At 59.9% G+C, this 19065-nt stretch carries 15 protein-coding genes; 8 read left to right on the plus strand and 7 right to left on the minus strand.

Features of this window, described 5'->3' with window-relative positions; all coding sequences use genetic code 11:
* Position 1 precedes the first annotated feature (1 nt).
* The 3 genes from edd to ACRZ96_RS10220 are packed head-to-tail and all read left to right on the plus strand — an operon-like array spanning position 2 to position 3686.
* Entirely contained in the window at positions 2-1807 is a 1806-nt protein-coding gene (gene edd, locus ACRZ96_RS10210) for a phosphogluconate dehydratase (protein ID WP_480587035.1), read from the plus strand.
* 4 nt (positions 1808-1811) lie between these two features.
* Positions 1812-2444, plus strand: a complete 633-nt coding sequence (eda, locus tag ACRZ96_RS10215) for a bifunctional 4-hydroxy-2-oxoglutarate aldolase/2-dehydro-3-deoxy-phosphogluconate aldolase (protein WP_223117696.1) — start codon at positions 1812-1814, stop codon at positions 2442-2444.
* A 51-nt stretch (positions 2445-2495) separates the two neighbouring features.
* Positions 2496-3686: a pyridoxal-phosphate-dependent aminotransferase family protein gene (locus tag ACRZ96_RS10220; protein ID WP_480814455.1), complete on the plus strand. Its 1191-nt coding sequence runs from the start codon at positions 2496-2498 to the stop codon at positions 3684-3686.
* 81 nt (positions 3687-3767) lie between these two features.
* Here ACRZ96_RS10220 and ACRZ96_RS10225 read toward each other — a convergent pair whose 3' ends face one another.
* Positions 3768-4877, minus strand: a complete 1110-nt coding sequence (locus tag ACRZ96_RS10225; RefSeq protein ID WP_480814456.1) for a pyridoxal phosphate-dependent aminotransferase — start codon at positions 4875-4877, stop codon at positions 3768-3770.
* 149 nt (positions 4878-5026) lie between these two features.
* Here ACRZ96_RS10225 and ACRZ96_RS10230 point away from each other — a divergent pair, with 149 nt between their 5' ends.
* Entirely contained in the window at positions 5027-5809 is a 783-nt protein-coding gene (locus tag ACRZ96_RS10230) for a crotonase/enoyl-CoA hydratase family protein (protein ID WP_480814457.1), read from the plus strand.
* Here ACRZ96_RS10230 and ACRZ96_RS10235 read toward each other — a convergent pair whose 3' ends face one another.
* The 4 genes from ACRZ96_RS10235 to ACRZ96_RS10250 all read right to left on the minus strand — a co-directional run bounded on the left by ACRZ96_RS10235 (position 5810) and on the right by ACRZ96_RS10250 (position 11643).
* Entirely contained in the window at positions 5810-6142 is a 333-nt protein-coding gene (locus ACRZ96_RS10235; RefSeq protein WP_170424253.1) for a DnaJ family domain-containing protein, read from the minus strand. It lies immediately after the preceding gene.
* 39 nt (positions 6143-6181) lie between these two features.
* A complete protein-coding gene (locus tag ACRZ96_RS10240; protein ID WP_170424251.1) occupies positions 6182-7342 on the minus strand; it encodes a benzoate/H(+) symporter BenE family transporter in 1161 nt (386 codons plus the stop codon).
* Between the two features lie 146 nt (positions 7343-7488).
* Positions 7489-10650 carry a valine--tRNA ligase gene (locus tag ACRZ96_RS10245; RefSeq protein ID WP_480814458.1) on the minus strand — a complete coding sequence of 1054 codons (3162 nt, stop codon included), beginning with the start codon at positions 10648-10650 and terminating at the stop codon, positions 7489-7491.
* Between the two features lie 93 nt (positions 10651-10743).
* Positions 10744-11643: a phytanoyl-CoA dioxygenase family protein gene (locus ACRZ96_RS10250; RefSeq protein WP_170404230.1), complete on the minus strand. Its 900-nt coding sequence runs from the start codon at positions 11641-11643 to the stop codon at positions 10744-10746.
* A gap of 177 nt (positions 11644-11820) precedes the next feature.
* Here ACRZ96_RS10250 and ACRZ96_RS10255 point away from each other — a divergent pair, with 177 nt between their 5' ends.
* The 3 genes from ACRZ96_RS10255 (at position 11821) to ACRZ96_RS10265 (ending at position 16368) form a co-directional block, all read left to right on the plus strand.
* Positions 11821-14112, plus strand: a complete 2292-nt coding sequence (locus ACRZ96_RS10255; protein WP_480771629.1) for a xanthine dehydrogenase family protein molybdopterin-binding subunit — start codon at positions 11821-11823, stop codon at positions 14110-14112.
* A complete protein-coding gene (locus ACRZ96_RS10260) occupies positions 14090-15166 on the plus strand; it encodes a DUF2235 domain-containing protein (protein ID WP_170397244.1) in 1077 nt (358 codons plus the stop codon). Before ACRZ96_RS10255 ends, ACRZ96_RS10260 begins: the two co-directional genes overlap by 23 nt.
* A gap of 110 nt (positions 15167-15276) precedes the next feature.
* Entirely contained in the window at positions 15277-16368 is a 1092-nt protein-coding gene (locus ACRZ96_RS10265; protein ID WP_480814459.1) for a Hint domain-containing protein, read from the plus strand.
* Between the two features lie 53 nt (positions 16369-16421).
* Here ACRZ96_RS10265 and ACRZ96_RS10270 read toward each other — a convergent pair whose 3' ends face one another.
* Positions 16422-16991, minus strand: a complete 570-nt coding sequence (locus ACRZ96_RS10270) for a GcrA family cell cycle regulator (protein ID WP_170397240.1) — start codon at positions 16989-16991, stop codon at positions 16422-16424.
* 126 nt (positions 16992-17117) lie between these two features.
* On the opposite strand from ACRZ96_RS10270, the gene ACRZ96_RS10275 reads away from it, so the two are divergent.
* Positions 17118-17921, plus strand: coding sequence for an ABC transporter permease (locus tag ACRZ96_RS10275; protein ID WP_170511463.1), 804 nt, complete (start codon positions 17118-17120; stop codon positions 17919-17921).
* On the opposite strand, the gene ACRZ96_RS10280 is transcribed toward ACRZ96_RS10275, so the two are convergent.
* Positions 17903-18793, minus strand: coding sequence for a DMT family transporter (locus tag ACRZ96_RS10280; protein ID WP_480705529.1), 891 nt, complete (start codon positions 18791-18793; stop codon positions 17903-17905). The two genes, ACRZ96_RS10275 and ACRZ96_RS10280, sit on opposite strands and share 19 nt — an antisense overlap.
* Positions 18794-19065 lie beyond the last annotated feature (272 nt).

Genomic DNA, 19065 nt, shown 5'->3' on the forward strand with positions numbered 1-19065 from the left:
CATGGTCAACACAGTTATATCCGACGTCACCAAACGCATCATCGACCGCAGCGCCGATCTGCGTGGTCCGCATCTTGAACGAATGGAGCAGGCCAAATCCAAGGGCCCTGCGCGTGCGCACCTGTCCTGCAGCGGGCAGGCCCACGCCTATGCCGGGGCGGGCGAAGATCAGGACTCCATGGCCACCGGCACGGCTGGCAATCTGGGGATCGTTACCGCCTATAACGATATGCTCTCGGCCCATCAGCCTTTCGAACGCTACCCGGCCCTGATCCGCGATGCGATCCGCGCAGCAGGCGGCACAGCGCAGGTTGCAGGCGGCGTGCCAGCCATGTGCGACGGCGTCACGCAAGGCGAGGCGGGGATGGAACTCTCGCTGTTCTCGCGCGATGTGATCGCGCTGGCGACCGGAGTGGCGCTAAGCCACAACACTTATGACGCCGCCGTTTTCCTGGGCGTCTGTGACAAGATCGTGCCCGGCCTGATCATCGGCGCGCAAGCCTTTGGGCATCTTCCTGCCGTCTTCCTGCCTGCAGGTCCGATGACCAGTGGCCTGCCGAATGACGAAAAGGCCAAGGTCCGCCAGAAATTCGCCGCCGGAGAGGTGGGCCGCGAAGAGCTGATGAAGGCCGAAATGGCCGCATATCACGGCCCCGGCACCTGCACCTTCTACGGAACTGCCAACACCAACCAGATGCTGATGGAATTCATGGGCCTGCACCTGCCAGGGTCCAGCTTCATCAACCCCAACACCCCCCTGCGCGATGCCCTGACCGAGGAAGGCGCGCGCCGCGCCCTGTCTCTCAGCGCGCTGGGCAATCACTACACACCGGTCTGCCAGATCCTTGACGAGCGCGCTTTCGTCAATGGCATCGTCGGCCTGATGGCCACCGGCGGTTCCACCAACCTACTGATCCACCTGATCGCCATGGCGCGTGCCGGTGGTATCGTGCTGGACTGGGAGGATTTTTCCGACATCTCCGCTGTCGTGCCTTTGGTCGCGCGCGTCTATCCCAACGGTCTGGCAGACGTGAACCACTTCCACGCTGCGGGTGGCCTGGGCTTCGCCATCGGTACGCTGCTGGAAGATGGCTTGCTGCACCCCGATACGCTGACTGTCGCGGGGCAGGGCCTGCACAACTACACCAAAGAACCCAAGCTGAAAGACGGCGAGTTGGTCTGGGAAGAGGGCGCGGGCCACAGTCTGAACGAAAAGATCGTTCGCCCGGCCAAAGACCCGTTCCAACCCACGGGCGGGCTCTCTCGCTTGACGGGCAATCTGGGCACAGGGGTCATGAAGGTGTCGGCTGTAGCACCTGAACACCAAGTGGTCGAAGCGCCCGTGCGTGTATTCCACGACCAGAACGCCGTTAAAGCCGCTTTCAAAGCCGGAGAATTCACCGATGACGTCATCGTTGTTGTTCGCTTCCAAGGGCCAAAAGCCAACGGTATGCCTGAACTTCATTCGCTGACGCCGATCCTGTCGATCCTGCAGGGCAGGGGGCAGAAGGTGGCTCTGGTCACCGATGGCCGTATGTCGGGCGCATCCGGCAAAGTGCCCGCCGCCATCCATGTCTGCCCCGAGGCGCTGGATGGTGGACCGATCGCCTATCTGCAAGACGGTGACCTGTTGCGCGTTGATGCGGTCAAGGGCGAGTTGGAAATCCTGACCCCCGGTGTTCTCGACCGCAATCCGGCCACCGCCGACCTTACGGCAAACCAACACGGTGTTGGCCGTGACCTCTTCGGCGCCTTCCGTCAGAATGTCGGCTCAGCCGACACCGGCGCCAGCATTTTCGGAGTGTAACCCAATGTCCAAAACCCAACGCACCCGCGAGATCTGCGCGCTGGCCCCGATTGTTCCAGTCCTGGTCGTCGACGACGCGGCCCATGCGCGCCCGTTGGCCGAAGCTTTGGTCGCCGGTGGCCTCCCGGCGCTTGAAGTCACCTTGCGCACTCCCGCCGCGCTCGCCGCGATCCGCGCCATGGCCAACGTCCCCGGCGGTGTTGTCGGGGCGGGTACACTGGTCACGCCCGAAGATGTCCGCGCTGCCAAAGAGGCTGGCGCTCAGTTCGGCGTCTCCCCCGGTGCGACCGATGCCCTGATCGCCGCCTGCGAAGCCGAAGGTCTGCCCCTTCTCCCCGGTGCGGCTACTGCAAGCGAAGCCATGGCTCTGCTGGAAAAGGGCTATGACATGCTGAAATTCTTCCCCGCCGAGGCCTCAGGAGGGGCTCCCGCCCTAAAAGCCATCGGCGCACCGCTACCGCAGATCACCTTCTGCCCAACTGGTGGCGTATCGCCGTCAAATGCCCTCGATTACCTGTCACTGTCGAATGTTGTCTGCGCCGGCGGCAGCTGGGTCGCGCCGAAGCAGATGGTTCAAAACGGTGATTGGTCCGGGATCGAAACACTTGCCCGCGAGGCCGCCAGTCTGCTGGATTGACGCCGCAGGGCAAGACGCTAGGGTAGGCCTCAATTCAAACAGGTTGCCCTCATGACAAACCAAACCTCCCTCGCGCATGGGCGCGAGTATCTGGCCATCCCCGGCCCTTCGGTCATGCCCGATACGGTGCTGCAAGCGATGCACCGTCCGTCGCCCAATATCTATGACGGTGAATTGATCGAGATGATGCCCGCGCTCACCCGAGATCTGAAACGCGTTGCCGGAACTCAGCACAACGTCGCCATCTATATCGCTAATGGTCACGGTACATGGGAGGCTGCGCTTTCCAACGTCATTGCACCCGGTGAAACCGTGCTTGCCCCGGCCTCTGGCCGCTTCACCCACGGTTGGGCCGAGATGGCCGAAGGAATCGGCGCCAAGGTTGACCTGATCGATTTCGGCATGTCCTCGCCCTGGGATCTTGACCGCATCGCCGAGGCCCTGCGTAACGATACCAGCCACAAGATCAAAGCGGTCCTTGCGGTCCACGTCGATACGTCCACATCGATCCGCAAAGATATCCCGGCCTTGCGAGCGTTGCTCGACGACATTGACCACCCAGCTTTGCTGATGGCTGACTGCATCGCGTCGATGGGCTGCGACCGGTTCGAGATGGATGCCTGGGGTGTCGACGTCACTGTCACGGCTTGCCAGAAAGGGCTGATGACCCCGGCGGGCACCGGCTTTGTCTTCTTCAACGACAAGGCGCAAGCCAAGCGCGCCACAATGCCCCGCGTCTCGCATTATTGGGACTGGCAACCACGCGCCAATCCAGATCTGTTCTATCAGTATTTCAACGGCACCGCGCCAACCCACCACCTGTATGGCCTGCGCGCCGCGCTCGACCTGATCCATGGCGAAGGGATCGAACAGGTCTGGGCCCGCCACGAACACCTGGCAACGGCCATCTGGGCCGCCTGTGAAATCTGGGCGCAAGGTGGCGCGCTGCATTTCAACGTCGCCGACCCGGCCCATCGCAGCCACGCGGTCACTGCCCTCCGCCTGACCGAGGGGCGCGGCACGCCGCTGCGCAGCTATACCGAAACCCAACTGGGTCTGACGCTGGGCATCGGTCTGGGAATGGAGGATTGGGATGGCTGCTTCCGCCTTGGCCACATGGGGCACGTAAACGCTCAAATGGTCATGGCCATGCTGGGTGGCGTCGAAACCGCTATGGCTGCGCTCGATATACCCCGTGGTCAGGGTGCGCTCGAAGCCGCCGCCGCGACGCTGGCCGGATAAGCCCGATCCGCCTCTTCATCTGGCCCGAAATACCTTCGGGGGAAATCGCGCATGTGCGCGATAGGGGGCAGACAGCCCCCTTTACGAGGCTCGGGCTTTTGCCAAGGCCGTGGGCAGAGCAGCTTCAAACGCCGCCATTTCCGCCTCACCTCCGCAGCTGACCCGAATGCACCGGTTCTGGGGCGCGGCAAATGGCATCCGCACGAACACGCCTTGTTCAACGAGCGCGTCCAACACGGCCTTGGCAAACACCCCATCGCGCCCACAATCAATCGCCACAAAGTTTGTCGCAGACGGCAAAGGCACCAGACCATTCGACCGTGAAATCTCTTCGATGCGGTTCCGGGACCCGGCAATCCTTTGCTGCACATGCGTCAGCCAATCGTCATCTTTTAGCGCGGCCAATGCCCCTGCCTGCGCGGCTCGGTTCATGCCGAAATGGTTGCGCACTTTGTTGAAGCTCGCAATCAACTCGGGCGAGCCGATAGCGTAGCCTACCCGCGCCCCGGCCATGCCATAAACCTTGGAAAATGTTCGCATCCGGATCACACGTGAATCATCAGCAGCGACAGGTGCAGCGGTCCCCTCGGGCGCGCATTCGACATATGCCTCGTCAAGAACCACCAAACAGCCCTCTGGCAAAGCCTCCAGAGCGGACACGATATCCTCACCTGAATGCCATGTTCCCATCGGGTTGTCCGGGTTGGCCAGATAGACCAACTTGGCGTCTACCTCCGCCGCTTTGGCGAACAGCGTCGTCGGGTCCTCGTGATCGTCGTGGTAGGGGACCTTGTGCAATACCCCACCAAACCCGGCCACGTGGTAATTGAAAGTCGGATAAGCTCCATCCGAAGTCACAACTGCATCGCCGTGACCAACCAACAGGCGCACCAGATAGCCCAGCAACCCGTCAATGCCTTCGCCAACCACGATATTTTCAGGCGCAACCCCATGATGTACCGCCAGCGCATGGCGTAGTTCGTAATTCTCGGGATCGCCATACATCCATATCTCGCCTGCGGCCCGTTGCATTGCATCGATGGCGCGCGGGGACGGGCCAAACACGCTTTCATTCGCACCGATCCGGGCCACGAAGGGCGCGCCACGTTGGCGCTCCTGCGTTTCGGGGCCGACAAAAGGCACGGTCGCGGGCAGGGTGAGGGCAAGCGGGGTATAACGAGGACCAGTCATGGCCGCAGATAAGCGCAACCGATCAGGCGGGGCAAGCCTTGCCAGAAGTTCAAAGGAGGCTTCGGATGTGCGGTTTGCCCTGACGTCGCTGTGGCGCTGCGGGCGTCTTGCTGGCATGTTTACACAACAAAACACGCCCCGGAGGTCCCATGTCCCGCGTATCCATCGAATACAAAGACCACATCGCACGTGTCACGCTGACCCGTGGCGACAAGATGAACGCGCTGGACGATGCGATGATCAAGGCGATCCTTTCGGCCGGTCAAGAGGTCGCCGCAGCCGACATTCGCGCCGTGGTGCTATCGGGGGAAGGCAAAAGCTTTTGCGCTGGGCTCGATATGGCCAGCTTTGCCAGCATGGCGCACACAGACCCAAGCGAATGGCTGATGACCCGCAGCCACGAAGATGCCAACGAAATGCAGGAACTTGCCTTGATCTGGCGGCGCGTCCCGGTGCCGGTGATCTGCGCTATTCAAGGCGTCGCCTATGGCGGTGGGCTACAGATTGCGCTGGGTGCTGACATCCGCATCGCGCATCCCGAAGCCAAGCTGGCAGTGATGGAGATGAAATGGGGCATTATCCCCGACATGGGCGGCATGGTTCTGCTGCCAGAGCTCGTGCGCTCGGACGTGCTGCGCCTGCTGACCTATACCGCCCGCCCTGTCGGTACGCCACAGGCGGCAGATTGGGGGCTTGTTACCAAACTGTCGGATGATCCCCTGACCGAAGCGCTGGCGCTGGCCGAGGACATCGCGGGTAAAAGCCCGTCCGCCATCCGCGCCGCCAAACGGTTGATTGATGTGGCCGAAACCCGTGACCGTGCTGATGTGCTGTTGGCCGAGTCTACCGAACAGGTCGACCTGATCGGTAAGTCGGATCAAATGGAAGTTGTCATGGCACAGATGCAGGGCCGAAAGCCCGAGTTCAAATGATCACCGCATGAATGCGCGCCGTGCATCACGGGCCATGTTGTATCGCATCTCAAGATCAGCAATCTTTTTCATTGCGGCCCTGCGGTCCTGATTGTCAGGCAGCGCTGCAAACTCCTTGCGGGCGGCGTCGAGCTGTTTCTTGATGTCGAACTCCTCGGGTAGCACTCCGGCCTGCGCCATGATCCGATGACCCGCAGCAATGGCGGGATCGCCTTGTGCCTCGCCCGAGCGGTCGGGTAACGGGGCACCTTCGCCTTCAAGACCCTGCAGTTGGCCTTCGGCCTGCGCCTTTTTGATCTGGCGTTCAATCAGTTTTCCAAGCGATCCGAACATGCGCTTATTTTACCGCCAGAGGGGTTCTGATGAAAGGGCTCAGCGCACTCGGTTTGTTGCCAGATATGCGATACCCCCAGCCAACAGCCCCCAGACTGCCGCGCCCAACCCAAAAACCGTTATTCCAGAGGCCGTAATGGCCAGTGTCAAAATAGCCGCTTCGCGCTCGACAGGGACGTCCAGCGCGGCATGCATGGCATTGGCTAGGACCCCGATCAGGGCCACACCTGCCAGAGTGCCCATAAGCAGCGGGTCGGCATGGGCGGCAAAACTGGTGATCGCCACGGCAAAGATACCGAAGAGGCAGTAGAACACGCCACCCATGATTGCCGACCAATAACGCTGCGCCGGATCGGGGTGGCTTTCCTCGTTGGAACACATCGCTGCGGTGATTGCGGCCAGGCAGGTTGCGGGCGCCCCGAAAGGGGCCGAAAGCATGCTTGCGCCACCGACGGATGAAAACAACCGGCCGGGAACAGGATCAAAGCCAAAGCTGCGCATCACCGCGACGCCGGGGATATTCTGTGTCGCCATCGTGACGATAAACAGCGGTACGCCGATCCCGATGGCCGACGCGACCGAGAATGATGGCATGGTCCAGATCGGAGCCGCGATCAAACGATCCGGCATCAATTGGGCATCTCCTGCGTTCAGCGACACAATGATAGCCGCCGCGACCACAGCTGCCGGAACCGCGATCAATCGATTGAAACGGCCCGCGACAAACCACGTCAGGATCACCGGCAACGCCTGCCATGGAATCTCGATCGCCGCCTTGAAGGGCACAAGGCATAGTGGCAATAGCACACCTGCCAGCATTGCTTGCGCCAGTGTTGTGGGAATTGCTGCTGCCAATCGTCCCAGCGGCTTCCACAGCCCTGCCAGAACCGTTAATGCTCCGGCGCACAGGAACGCACCAATCGCGCCTGAAAATCCCTCGACCGGGGTGGCCGAGACGGCTAACAGAGCGGCCCCCGGGGTCGACCACGCAACGCTGATCGGCATTTTGTACCGCAGGCTGAGGACGATGGCTGCAAGCCCCATGGCAATCGCCGCACTCATCAGACCCGAGGCGGCTTCCTGCGATGAAGCTCCCATCGCGCCCAACCCTTGCAGTACGATGGGAAACGAGCTGAAGAACCCGACAATGGCCACAACCAACCCGGTTGAGACGGTCTGCATCGGAGGGAAAGATCGCATCGTCAGTGCCTCGCCAGGTTGTGTCGTCGAAGTGCTAACAAGCGGGGCGTGGCGTGAACAAGGGGAAAGCTCTGAGGGTAAAGAAAAACCTCACCGCCGGTTGGGTGGTGAGGTTCGATTTCAATATATCAGCAGCAGGAAAAAGATCAGGCGATTTCAGCCAAACGGGCGAGAGCTTCGTTTAGCTTGGCTTCTTCTTCTTCGCGGGCGGCAAGGTTAGCTTTGGCTTCCGCAACAACCTCTTCCGGGGCCGATGCCACGAATTTCGGGTTGTTCAGGCGCCCGCGCAGACCGCCGAGTTCCTTGGCCAACTTGCCTTTGGCTTTTTCCAGCCGTTCCTTTTCCGCACCAATGTCGATGATGTCCGCCAGTGGCAGGCCAAAGGAGGCACCGGGGGCGGCAATCGAGATCGTGCCCTTGGGCAGTTCAACCGCCTTGGTCAGGCTGTCGATCCGCGCCAGACGTTTGATCAGCGCTTCGTTGCGGTCCCATGCCGCTTGGCCGTGCGCGTCAATCTCAGTCACCAGCATCGGCACGTAGAGGCCAGCAGGAACTCGCATCTGCGCGCGGGCCGAGCGGGTGTTTTCGATCACCGAGATCACCCAGTTCATTTCTCGATCCGCATCCGCGTCGATCAGGTCGGCAGCCGCATAGGTCGGCCAATCTGCGTGTACAACCATTTTGGCACGCTTACCGGTCAGGCCCCACAGCTCTTCGGTGATGAAAGGCATGATCGGGTGCAGCAGAACCATGCACTGATCCAGAACCCAGCGCATGGTGGCGCGGGTCTCGGCCTGTGCCTCGGTGTCGTCGCCTTGCAGCAAGGGTTTAGAGAGTTCCAAGTACCAGTCGCAGACCTTGCCCCAGACAAAGGCGTAGAGCCCGTTGGCCGCGTCGTTGAAACGATAGCTTTCCAGCGCCGCGTCGACCTCTTCCAGCACACGGGCGGTTTCACCGATGATCCAGCGGTTCACGGCGGCTTTGGGTTTCAGGTCAGCCACGTCCAGTTGCGGGACAGCGTCGGTGAAGACCTCATTCATCTCGGCAAAGCGGACGGCGTTCCACAGTTTGGTGCCGAAGTTACGGTAACCTGTGATGCGCTCGCGCGACAGTTTCAGTACCCCGCCAATAGCCGCCATCGAGGCATTGGTAAAGCGCAGCGCGTCAGCACCGAATTCGTCCACGATCTCCAACGGGTCGATCACGTTGCCGGTGGTTTTGGACATCTTCTTGCCCTTCTCGTCGCGGACGAGCTGGTGCAGATACACGGTGTGGAACGGGATTTCGTTCACCACCGCCAGTTGCATCATCATCATCCGCGCGACCCAGAAGAACAGGATGTCAAAGCCGGTGATCAACACATCGGTTGGGAAATAGCGCTCTAACTCTTCAGTCTTTTCAGGCCAGCCCAGCGTGCCGATAGGCCAGAGGCCGGAAGAGAACCATGTGTCGAGTACGTCGGGGTCGCGCCAGACCGGGTAGACCAGCTTGGTCGGGTCTTGTTCGACTGCGTATTGAGCAAGGCTTTCGGCGAACTGATGGATCGCTTCCTGCTTATCGGCAACTTCGATGACAGTCGCGTGGCTCAGCGGGCTGGGTATATTGGCATTGTCGTCGAGGAATTTCTCTGTAACGGCCTCAAGGCTTGCCGCGCATTCCATGACATTGCCACGATGCAGCATGCCGCCTTCGTTGAGCAAACGACCCAATTCGACCAAATCAAGGTCGCCGTCGTTTTCGTCGTCCTTGAAATTCTCAGCCGAGAGATCGAGACCATACCAAACCGGTATCTGATGCCCCCACCATAGCTGGCGCGAGATGCACCACGGCTCGATGTTTTCCAGCCAGTGGTAATAGGTCTTCTCGCCCGACTCGGGGATGATCTTGACAGTGCCGTCCTTGACCGCGTCCAGCGCAGGGCCGACGACCTTGGCGGCGTCGACGAACCATTGGTCGGTGAACATCGGCTCGATGACGACTTTCGAGCGGTCGCCGAAGGGCTGCATGATCGGTTTGCTTTCGACCAGCGGCACCAGCTTGTCCGCGCCTTCGTGTTCCGGCTTTAAAGCGGTCGAACCCAGACGTTGATCATCCGCGCGAGTCATGACAGCCAGACCGTCTGTAGTGATCTCCTCGACGACCTTCGCACGTGCCTCGAACCGGTCGAGGCCGCGCAGATGATCAGGGATCAGGTTGATCGCGTCGATCTCGTTCTCGGTGAACTCTCGCCCGCGCGCGTATTCCTGCGCCTTGTCCGCCTCTTCGGCATAAGGCGCACCATCGGCGCGCATTGCGCCTTTGGTGTCCATCAGGCGATACATTGGAATGCCGCCGCGCTTGGCGACCATATTGTCGTTGAAGTCATGTGCACCGGTGATTTTCACCGCGCCCGAGCCGAAATCTGGATCAGGGTAATCATCGGTGATGATCGGGATCTGACGGCGATGCTCTTTCGGGCCAACCGGGATTTCGCAGAGTTTTCCGACGATGGGCGCATAGCGCTCATCCGATGGGTGAACCGCAACTGCGCCGTCGCCGAGCATGGTTTCGGGGCGAGTCGTGGCGATCGAGATATAGTCGCGCTCTTCCTCCAGCACGATATTCCCGTCCTCATCTTTCTCGACGTAGGTATAGGTCTCGCCGCCCGCCAGCGGGTATTTGAAGTGCCACATGTGGCCTGCAACTTCGATATTCTCGACCTCAAGGTCCGAAATTGCGGTCTCGAAATGCGGGTCCCAATTGACCAGCCGCTTGCCGCGATAGATCAGGCCCTTTTCGTACATGTCGACAAAGACCTTGATCACTGCGTCGTGAAAATTCGCAGAATTTTCGTGGCCTGTGCGCGGGTCACGCGGCGCACCCGCCATGGTGAAGGCGTTGCGCGACCAATCACAGGACGAGCCCAGGCGCTTGAGCTGCTCGATGATCGTGCCGCCGTATTCTCCCTTCCATTCCCAGACCTTGTCCAGAAACGCCTCACGTCCCAGCTCACGACGTCCCGGCTGCTGGGTGTTGGCCAACATCTTTTCCACCTGCATCTGCGTGGCGATACCAGCGTGGTCCTGACCGGGCTGCCATAGCGTGTCGAACCCGCGCATCCGGTGCCAGCGGGTCAGAACATCCTGCAGCGTGTTGTTGAACGCGTGGCCCACATGCAGCGCACCCGTCACGTTCGGCGGTGGGATCATGATGGTAAAGCTCTCGTCGCGCGATTTGTTCGCGCCTGCCTTGAAGGCTCCGGCCTCTTCCCAGGCCTTGTAGATGCGGGCCTCGGCTTCGGCCGCGTTGAATGTCTTTTCCATCGCCATGGGGTGCGTCCTGCGTCATCAATCTCGGGTCAGCGCCTGCAATAGCGAATGCGTAAGGGAAGGGGAAGGGTCTGCGCGGCGGTCCTGCAATGATCAGCCGGGATTTGATGGGGCGGGCGCATAAAGATCCAGCTTTTCGCTGGCCCCTTGCCCCATCGCCTTGGCCTGATCGCTGCGGATGCGCGCGTGCAGGTCCAGCGCCTCAGGAGCAAACAGCTCGGTCGGCTCAGGGATATGGATGAAATTCCCCACCCGGTCCTCGCCCCGCGCCAGAATGGCATAGTCGCGATCCGCCACTTTTTGCTGCGCATTGGGGTTGAGATAACGGATAGCCAGGCCAATTCGACGATCATCAGATACGTTCGGCCCTGACCCATGAATGGTCAGCCCATGGTGCAGCGACATCTGGCCGGGCTGCAACTCGATATGGGTTTTGTCTTCCTCCGCGACATCGACTGCCACCTCTTGCCCACGCGACAGCAGGTTGTTGTCGGAGAACGTATCATTATGCGGCAGGATCGGGTTCTTGTGGCTGGCCTTCACGAAATCCATGCAGCCACTCTCAACCGTCGCAGGGGATAGGGCGATCCAGGCGGTCAACTGGTCCGAGGTTTCACCCATACCCCAATATGTCAGGTCCTGATGCATGCCCACCACTTGCGTCGTGCGCGGTTCCTTGATGAACAGCTCAGCCGACCACAACAGCAGGTCTGGGCCCAAAACACCTTCGACAACGTCCAAAACGCGCGGGTCCAACGCGATGCGAGTGGCAAATGGCATCACCACATGCGCGTTGATGCGTTTGTACATGTTCAGGGGTAGCGGCAGGTCAGCCTCGCGCCAGCTGGCCTCGACATCTTCCAACTCGGCACGGTACCCGGCGGCTTCTGCGGCAGAGAACACGGGGATCGGAAATATAAACCCATCATCCCAATAGGCCTCGGCACTTTGGCTGTCCAATCGGCCATTCGTCAGCTTGATTTCTTTGGGCATGGAAACCTCCACTCGACTGAATTTAGGTTCAGCCTAGGCGCGGCCCAGATCGGCGTGCAACGCTGTTTCCAGACATGAATGTCGCTTTCAGACCGTGCGGGGTTAATTTTCTCAGCCACTGGACAAGGTCCTGCTTCACGCTAGGGTCGCGCATTCAGGCAGCCAGAGGATCATCCCATGGAAAAATTCGGCAAAAGCCAGCCCATCAAACGGACCGAGGACCAGCGGTTTCTGACCGGGCAGGGGCAATACATGGACGATTCTGTGCCCGAGAATGCGCTGTTCGCAGCATTCTTTCGCAGCCCGGTGGCGCATGCCACCATCACGTCGCTGGACCTTGAAGATGCACGTACAGCGGATGGGGTGCGCTTGGTCATGACGCTGGAAGATCTGACTGCTGCCGGGATCGATACGGTGATGAACGCGACTACAGTCGCCAACCGCGACGGCAGTCAAGGCGCTGCGTCCGAGCGGAACATGCTGGCCAAGGACCGCGTGCGTTTCGTCGGAGAACCCGTTGCGGTCGTCATTGCCGACTCGTTGTTACAGGCCCGCGATGCAGTCGAATTGATCTGGATGGAAACCGAAGACCTGCCGGTCAAGATGGATGTCGCTGCGGGTGGCGAACCTTTGCATCCACAAGCCCCCGACAACCGCGCCTTTGACTGGGGCTTGGGTGATGAGAAGGCGACCAATGACGCCTTTCAGGCAGCGGCGCGCACCGTCGCGCTGAACGTGCATGACAACCGGGTCATCGTGAGCTCGATCGAACCGCGTGGCTGTCAGGCCGATTGGTCGGGTGGCCGTATGCATTTCTCATATGGCGGGCAGGGTGTCTGGGGGATGAAAGCGCAGCTGGCACAAAAGCTGAAACTGGACCCCGAGGCGATCCGCGTCACTACGCCAGATGTCGGCGGCGGATTTGGTATGAAGGCGATGCCTTATCCCGAATATTTCACCGTTGCTGTTGCTGCCATGAAACTGGGCCAGCCGGTGCACTGGATGTCGGACCGGTCCGAAGCGATGTTGTCCGATCACCACGGCCGCGACCTGACCTCACTGGCGGAGCTCGCCTTTGATGCCGATCACAAGATCACTGCTTACCGGGTCCACAGCAAGATCAACCTTGGCGCTTATAACAGCCATTTCGCGCAGGCGATCCAGACCAGCCTGTTCAGTAAGGTTTTGATGGGTGTCTACGATGTTCAGACCACCTACTTGCGGGTCGAAGGATTCTTCACCAACACCACGCAGGTCGACGCCTATCGCGGTGCCGGGCGACCCGAGGCGATCTATGTGCTGGAACGCGTCATGGACCGTGCTGCGCGTGAGTTGGGGATTGATCCGTGGGAGTTGCGGCGCAAGAATTTCATCCGACCCGAAGCCTTCCCCTATAAGACCGCAACCGGCGAAACCTATGATGTGGGTGAGTTCAACATGGTCCTCAGCCGCGCCGCCGAACAGACTACGGGCTTTGAGGCCCGCAAAGCGGCGGATGCGGAAAACGGCCTGATCCGGGGGCAGGGGCTTTGTTACTATATCGAAAGTATTTTGGGAGACCCTTCCGAAGGCGCGAAGATCGAGTTTTGCGAGGACGGAACGGTGAACCTCTATGTCGGCACTCAGTCCAATGGGCAAGGGCACGAGACCGTCTATGCCCAGTTCCTATCGGACCAGACAGGGATTCCTTCGCACCTGATCAATGTTGTGCAAGGCGACACGGACAGGCTGGCGCAGGGCGGCGGAACCGGCGGATCACGCTCGGTCACGACCCAAAGCAACGCGACACTGGTCACAGTTGATACGATGATCGCCGCATTCACGCCCTATCTTGCGGATAAGATGGGGGTCGAGGAAAGCGATGTGACCTTCGACCATGAAACCTTCCGCGCGCCGGGGTCCAACCTGACCCCCACGCTGACCGAGGCGGCCGAGATGGCGCGCGCTGACGGGCGCACCGATCTGTTGCAGCACGAAGCCCGCGCTACGCTAGATGCACGCAGCTATCCCAATGGTGCACATGTTGCCGAAGTCGTTATCGATTCTTTCACTGGTGAAACATGGGTCGACCGCTACACGGTGGTGGATGATTTCGGCAATCTTATCAACCCGATGCTGGCCGAGGGGCAGGTGCATGGCGGGGTAGTGCAGGGTATCGGCCAAGCACTGACCGAGCATGTTGTTCATGATGCCGAGGGGCAACTGCTCACGGCTTCGTTCATGGACTACGCCTTGCCCCGCGCTGCTGAGATACCCATGATAGAGTTTACCTCGGCGCCGGTTCCGTCAACCGCCAACCCGATGGGGATGAAAGGCTGTGGCGAGGCAGGCACCGTGGGCGCACTGGCCGCAGTGGCGAACGCGGTACAGGATGCGCTCTGGGATCACGGGGTGCGGCAGGCGGATATGCCTTTCACACCTCACAAAGTTTGGGAATTGTTGACGCATGGTTTTGTCGCGGCTGAGTAGAAAGGTACTGGGATGGCTCGGACGGCCTCTGCGGTCCGAGCACTCGGCCGAAACGCGCCACCGCGAACCTGTCAGCCATGTCATCATTCTTGACGGCACCATGTCGACGCTGGAAGCAGGGCGGGAAACCCACGCGGGCCAGACTCTGCGCCTGTGCTGCGAGATGGGCAGCCAGGTTTCGGTTTTCTACGAATCCGGCGTGCAGTGGGAAAGCTGGAAGTCCACTATGGACGTGATGATGGGGCGGGGTATCAACCGTCAGATTCGTCGGGCCTATGGTTATTTGGCTTCGCGTTACAAACCCGGTGATAAGATCTTTTTCATCGGCTATTCACGCGGCGCATACGGGGTCCGCAGCCTTGCGGGCGTGATCGATGCTATCGGGTTGCTCAAGGCCGAACACGCCACTGTCCGCAATATCAAACAGGCCTATCGACACTATGAATGTAACGCCAATGGCGAAGCGGCGGCGGTCTTTCGTCGGGAGTTCTGTCACGAGGATGTCGCCATCGAGATGGTCGGCGTCTGGGACACGGTCAAGGCGCTGGGCCTGCGCCTTCCGCTGCTCTGGCGCTGGGCCGAGGAACGCCATGCCTTCCACAACCACCAGCTTGGCCCTGCCACCCGCCACGGCTATCACGCCATGGCGCTGGACGAGACCCGCGAGGTGTTCGAGCCGGTGCTGTGGAAATGCACCCCCGACTTCAAGGGCCATATCGAGCAGGTTTGGTTCCGCGGCACCCACGGCGATGTTGGCGGCCAGCTGAACGGGTTCGAAGAGGCCCGCCCCCTCAGCAACATCTCCCTGATCTGGATGCTGGACAAGGCCGAGCTGCACGGCCTGCCATTGCCCGAGGGCTGGCGCGACCGTTTCCCTACCGATCCGCATGCGCAATCCGTGGGCACCTGGCGTGGCTGGGGTAAGATTTTCCTGCTGCGCAAGCATCGCAAAGTAGGGCGTGACCGGTCAGAGAAACTGCATGTCTCGGTTTCGCCCGAGGAACTACCCCGATGGGTGCCGATGCCAAATCTGCCTTCGCATCCGGCGCAGTAACAGAAGCAACAGCTTGCCTTCCTATGAAAGTTGTATCAACAGCAGCCACAGCATTTCTGTCCCGTCAGTGCCGGGTGGACGTCTTAGCATCATCGAAAGACATGTGATTTATGCCGGATCCATACTTTTCTGAGCTCAAATACTTAGGTGGCCCGACCCTGGATTTTATCGAGGTCGCGGTTGACGCTGGTACGGATGTCTCGGGGTTGGTCGTGACGATCTATTTGAGCAATGGCTCGATCCGAACCACCAATACTCTGGCCGGTATCACGCCGACAACGGTTGCCGGTCGCGATATCTATGTAATCGACACGACAAGTTCCGGGACATTTAACGGATTGGGTAAAACCAATGGTATCTCGCTTTCCGAAGGGACAACGATTTATCAGTTTAATTCTTTCAGCGATCCTCCAAGTCCCGGCCCGATCACTGCGAACACTGGCCCGGCCAATGGTATGCAATCCACAGTCATCGGGCAGGCCGGCGCTGGCGATTCCCTGATTTCGACCGACAATGGCGGCACATATACAGTCAATACCGATCCCACCCCGGGCAGCATCCCCTGTCTGACTGCGGGCACACTCGTATCCACTGATTTGGGTCCGGTGCCGGTAGAAGATCTGAAGCCTGGCCAGCTGCTTTTGCTGGCGCGGGGTGGCAACCAGCCTTTGCTGCAGATCTTGCGCCGTTCACTCACTGCGCGCGAGTTGCGCCGCAATCCGAAACTTTATCCAGTGCGAATTTGCGCGGGCGCACTTGGACAAGGCCTGCCCCGACGTGATCTGCTTGTCTCGCGTCAGCATCGCATGCTGGTGTCCTCGGCGATTGTGAAACGCATGTTCGGTCGTTCTGAGGTTCTGGTCGCCGCGATAAGGCTGACCGATCTGCCGGGGATTTATGTCGATGAAACCGTAGACAGCGTCACGTATTTCCATCTGGTCCTGGCGACGCACGAAGTGATTATCGCCGAGGGTGCCCCGACCGAAAGCTTGCTGATAGGACAGGAAGCGTTGAATTCACTCCCTCCTGCAATGGTCGAGGAACTTACTGTATTGTTTTCGGGCATTTCGACCGGGGGCCTCTCGGATACCAGTTATCTGGTGCCGGACAACGCGCGTCAGAAACAGCTGGTGTCGCGCCACGCTCAACACGCCCGATCATTGCTATCCGACTATACGGAAAGCACCCGTTCTGCAGACTAATGTTGATAGAGCGTTGGCCAACCAAGGCCAACACCCGCTGTCATGTCTAAGAATTACCGCCGACGATCTCTGCGCGAGCTCATCGGCTGGAACGCCACGCCCACATGCGCTTCGCAATAGGGTTTGCCTGCCTCGACGGGCAGGCCGCAGAACCAGAAATCCTCGGTCGCGGGGTCGCCGACAGGCCATTTGCAGGTCTTTTCGGTCAGCTCCATCAAAGACAGCTTCTTGGCCTTCTTTTCAATCTCGTTGACCTTGGCCAAAGCCTCGGGGCTGATCTCATTGGCCGACGGTTGCGGAGGCAACGGCTGGCCGGCGGGTATGATCTGGCGACGGGCCGGGGTGACCGGTTTGGCCTCGGGGGCTGGCACCGGACGGGCCGGTTCAGTCTTGGGTGTCGGTTTCGGTTTGGCCTCGGCCTTGGGCGCGGGGGCCGGTTTTTCCTTAGGCTCGGCCTTTGCCGGGCTTGCACCGGTGGCGCGATTCGACAGACCCAGACGGTGCACCTTGCCGATCACCGCATTGCGGGTCACGCCGCCCAGTTCCTTGGCGATCTGGCTGGCCGACTGGCCCTCGCCCCACATCTTTTTCAGCAGCTCTACACGCTCGTCAGTCCAGGACATCATTTGCCTTTCAAAAGCGGAAAGCGGCCCCGGATTCGGGCCGCCTTGGGAAATCATCTCAGCGCCCTATTCTAAACACTGCGGCCCGAGTTACAAGCGGTCTTCGAATCAGGTATGGGGCAGAGCATGCATAATCTCATGGATCACGACGCACGCCGCTTTGGCGCGGTGAATTGGATGGGCCTCTATACACTGGCGCAGCGCGAAACCCTGCGCTTTCTGGCCGTGTGGACGCAGACCCTGCTGGCACCGCTGGTGACGGCAGGCCTGTTCCTGCTGATCTTCAACATTGCCATTGGTCCCAGCCGACCGGATGTGATGGGGGTGCCGTTTCTGACCTTTCTGGCACCGGGCATCATGATGATGACCGTGATTCAGAACGCCTTTGCCAATACATCGTCATCGATGGTGATCGCCAAGGTTCAGGGCAATATCGTCGATACGCTGATGCCGCCGCTATCGCCGCTGGAAATCCTGTTGGGTTATCTGGCCGGAGGCATCGCCCGCGGTATCCTGATCGCCCTTGTTGTCGCAATCGCTCTGGCGTTGGTTCTGGGCATCGTGCCGCAGAACCCGATGATCGCACTGATATTCGTGGTTTTAGGCGGCGCGTTCATGGGCGCGCTTGGGCTTTTTGCCGGGATTTTTGCCAACAAGTTCGACCAGATGGCGGCGATCACCAATTTCATCGTCACGCCTTTGGCTTTCTTGTCCGGCACTTTCTATTCTGTGCAGGCGCTACCGCCAGTGCTCAATCGGCTAAGCCATGCGAACCCGGTCTTCTATCTGATTGACGGGTTGCGCTATGGGATGATCGGCGTGTCCGACAGCTCTCCTTGGTTGGGCATGGCGATCTGCGCCAGCGCGACATTGTTGGTTGGAGGATTGACCTGGCAGATGTTGCGCACCGGCTACCGGCTCAAGGCCTGACGGTGTATCGCCTCGCGCCAGACCAGAATCAGACCTCCGGTCAGGATGATGGCCGAGCCGATCAGGCTGATCCCATCCGGTATCACCTTGAATACCGCGAAATCGTAGAAGGCAGCGAAGATCAGCGTAGCGTAGCTGATCGGAGCCACAAAAGAGGCATCCGCCCGCGCCATTCCGTTGACGAAACAAGCCTGCGCACAGGCCATTAGCACACCAATCGAGGCCAGCGCCGCCCATTGCTGAGGCGTCGGCATCTGGAAAATGAAACTTACCGCGACTGTCGCAATGGTCAGACCCATCGCATTGTTGATCAGCAGAATCTGGATCGGTATTTCTCGGCCCGAGAGCTTTTTGATAAAGATCAGTTCCATCCCAATTATCACTGCTGCGGTCAGGGCCAGTAATGCAGCGGGTTGAAAGCTAGCGGGCGTTGGACGCAACAGAACCAAGGCACCGATCAAGGCCACGATGGCGGCCAACCAGCGCCACGGGCCGACACCTTCTTTCAGCAGCGGGATCGCCAACATCATGGCAAAGACCGGGTTCAGGAACGAGATCGCCGTCGCATCCGCAATCGGTATGAAAGCAACGGATGCAAACATCAGCGTGATCCCCAGCCAGCCGAAGCTTGTCCGTCCGATATGCAGACCCCAATGCGGGCGGCTCAGGCGGGGGCGCATGATGCCGACGGCTGTCACGATTACCAGAAAGGCAAACAGAAACCGTCCATGGCTGATCTGCATCGGATGCAGGGCAGGGCCAAGCACATCCGTCCCCAGTGCTTTCGCCAGCAATGTGGTCCCTGCGAGAAGGGCGCTGGCCGCAAGGATCAGCAAGGCCGCAAGGGCAGGATTCTGACGTACCGGTGTCATGGTTCAGCCGTGCGCCAGCGTCGGGTAAATGACAAGCGGTAAATCACGGTCTCAGAATGATTTTTGCCCCGATCGCAAAAACGGGGTTTTCAGACCCGGTGCACCCCGCTATACGGCCTCACATGATCAATACCGCACATATCCTGCGCCTCCGACGCCGACGCCTGACCGCATAATCGGCCCGTTTGATCCATTTGCGCTGTCCAAATCCGCGCAAACCCCACCAAATCAGTTGACGACCATGGCTCCAGTGTATCACTCACAGGGCTCAA

The sequence above is a fragment of the Ruegeria sp. CF1 genome, assembly GCF_056537445.1.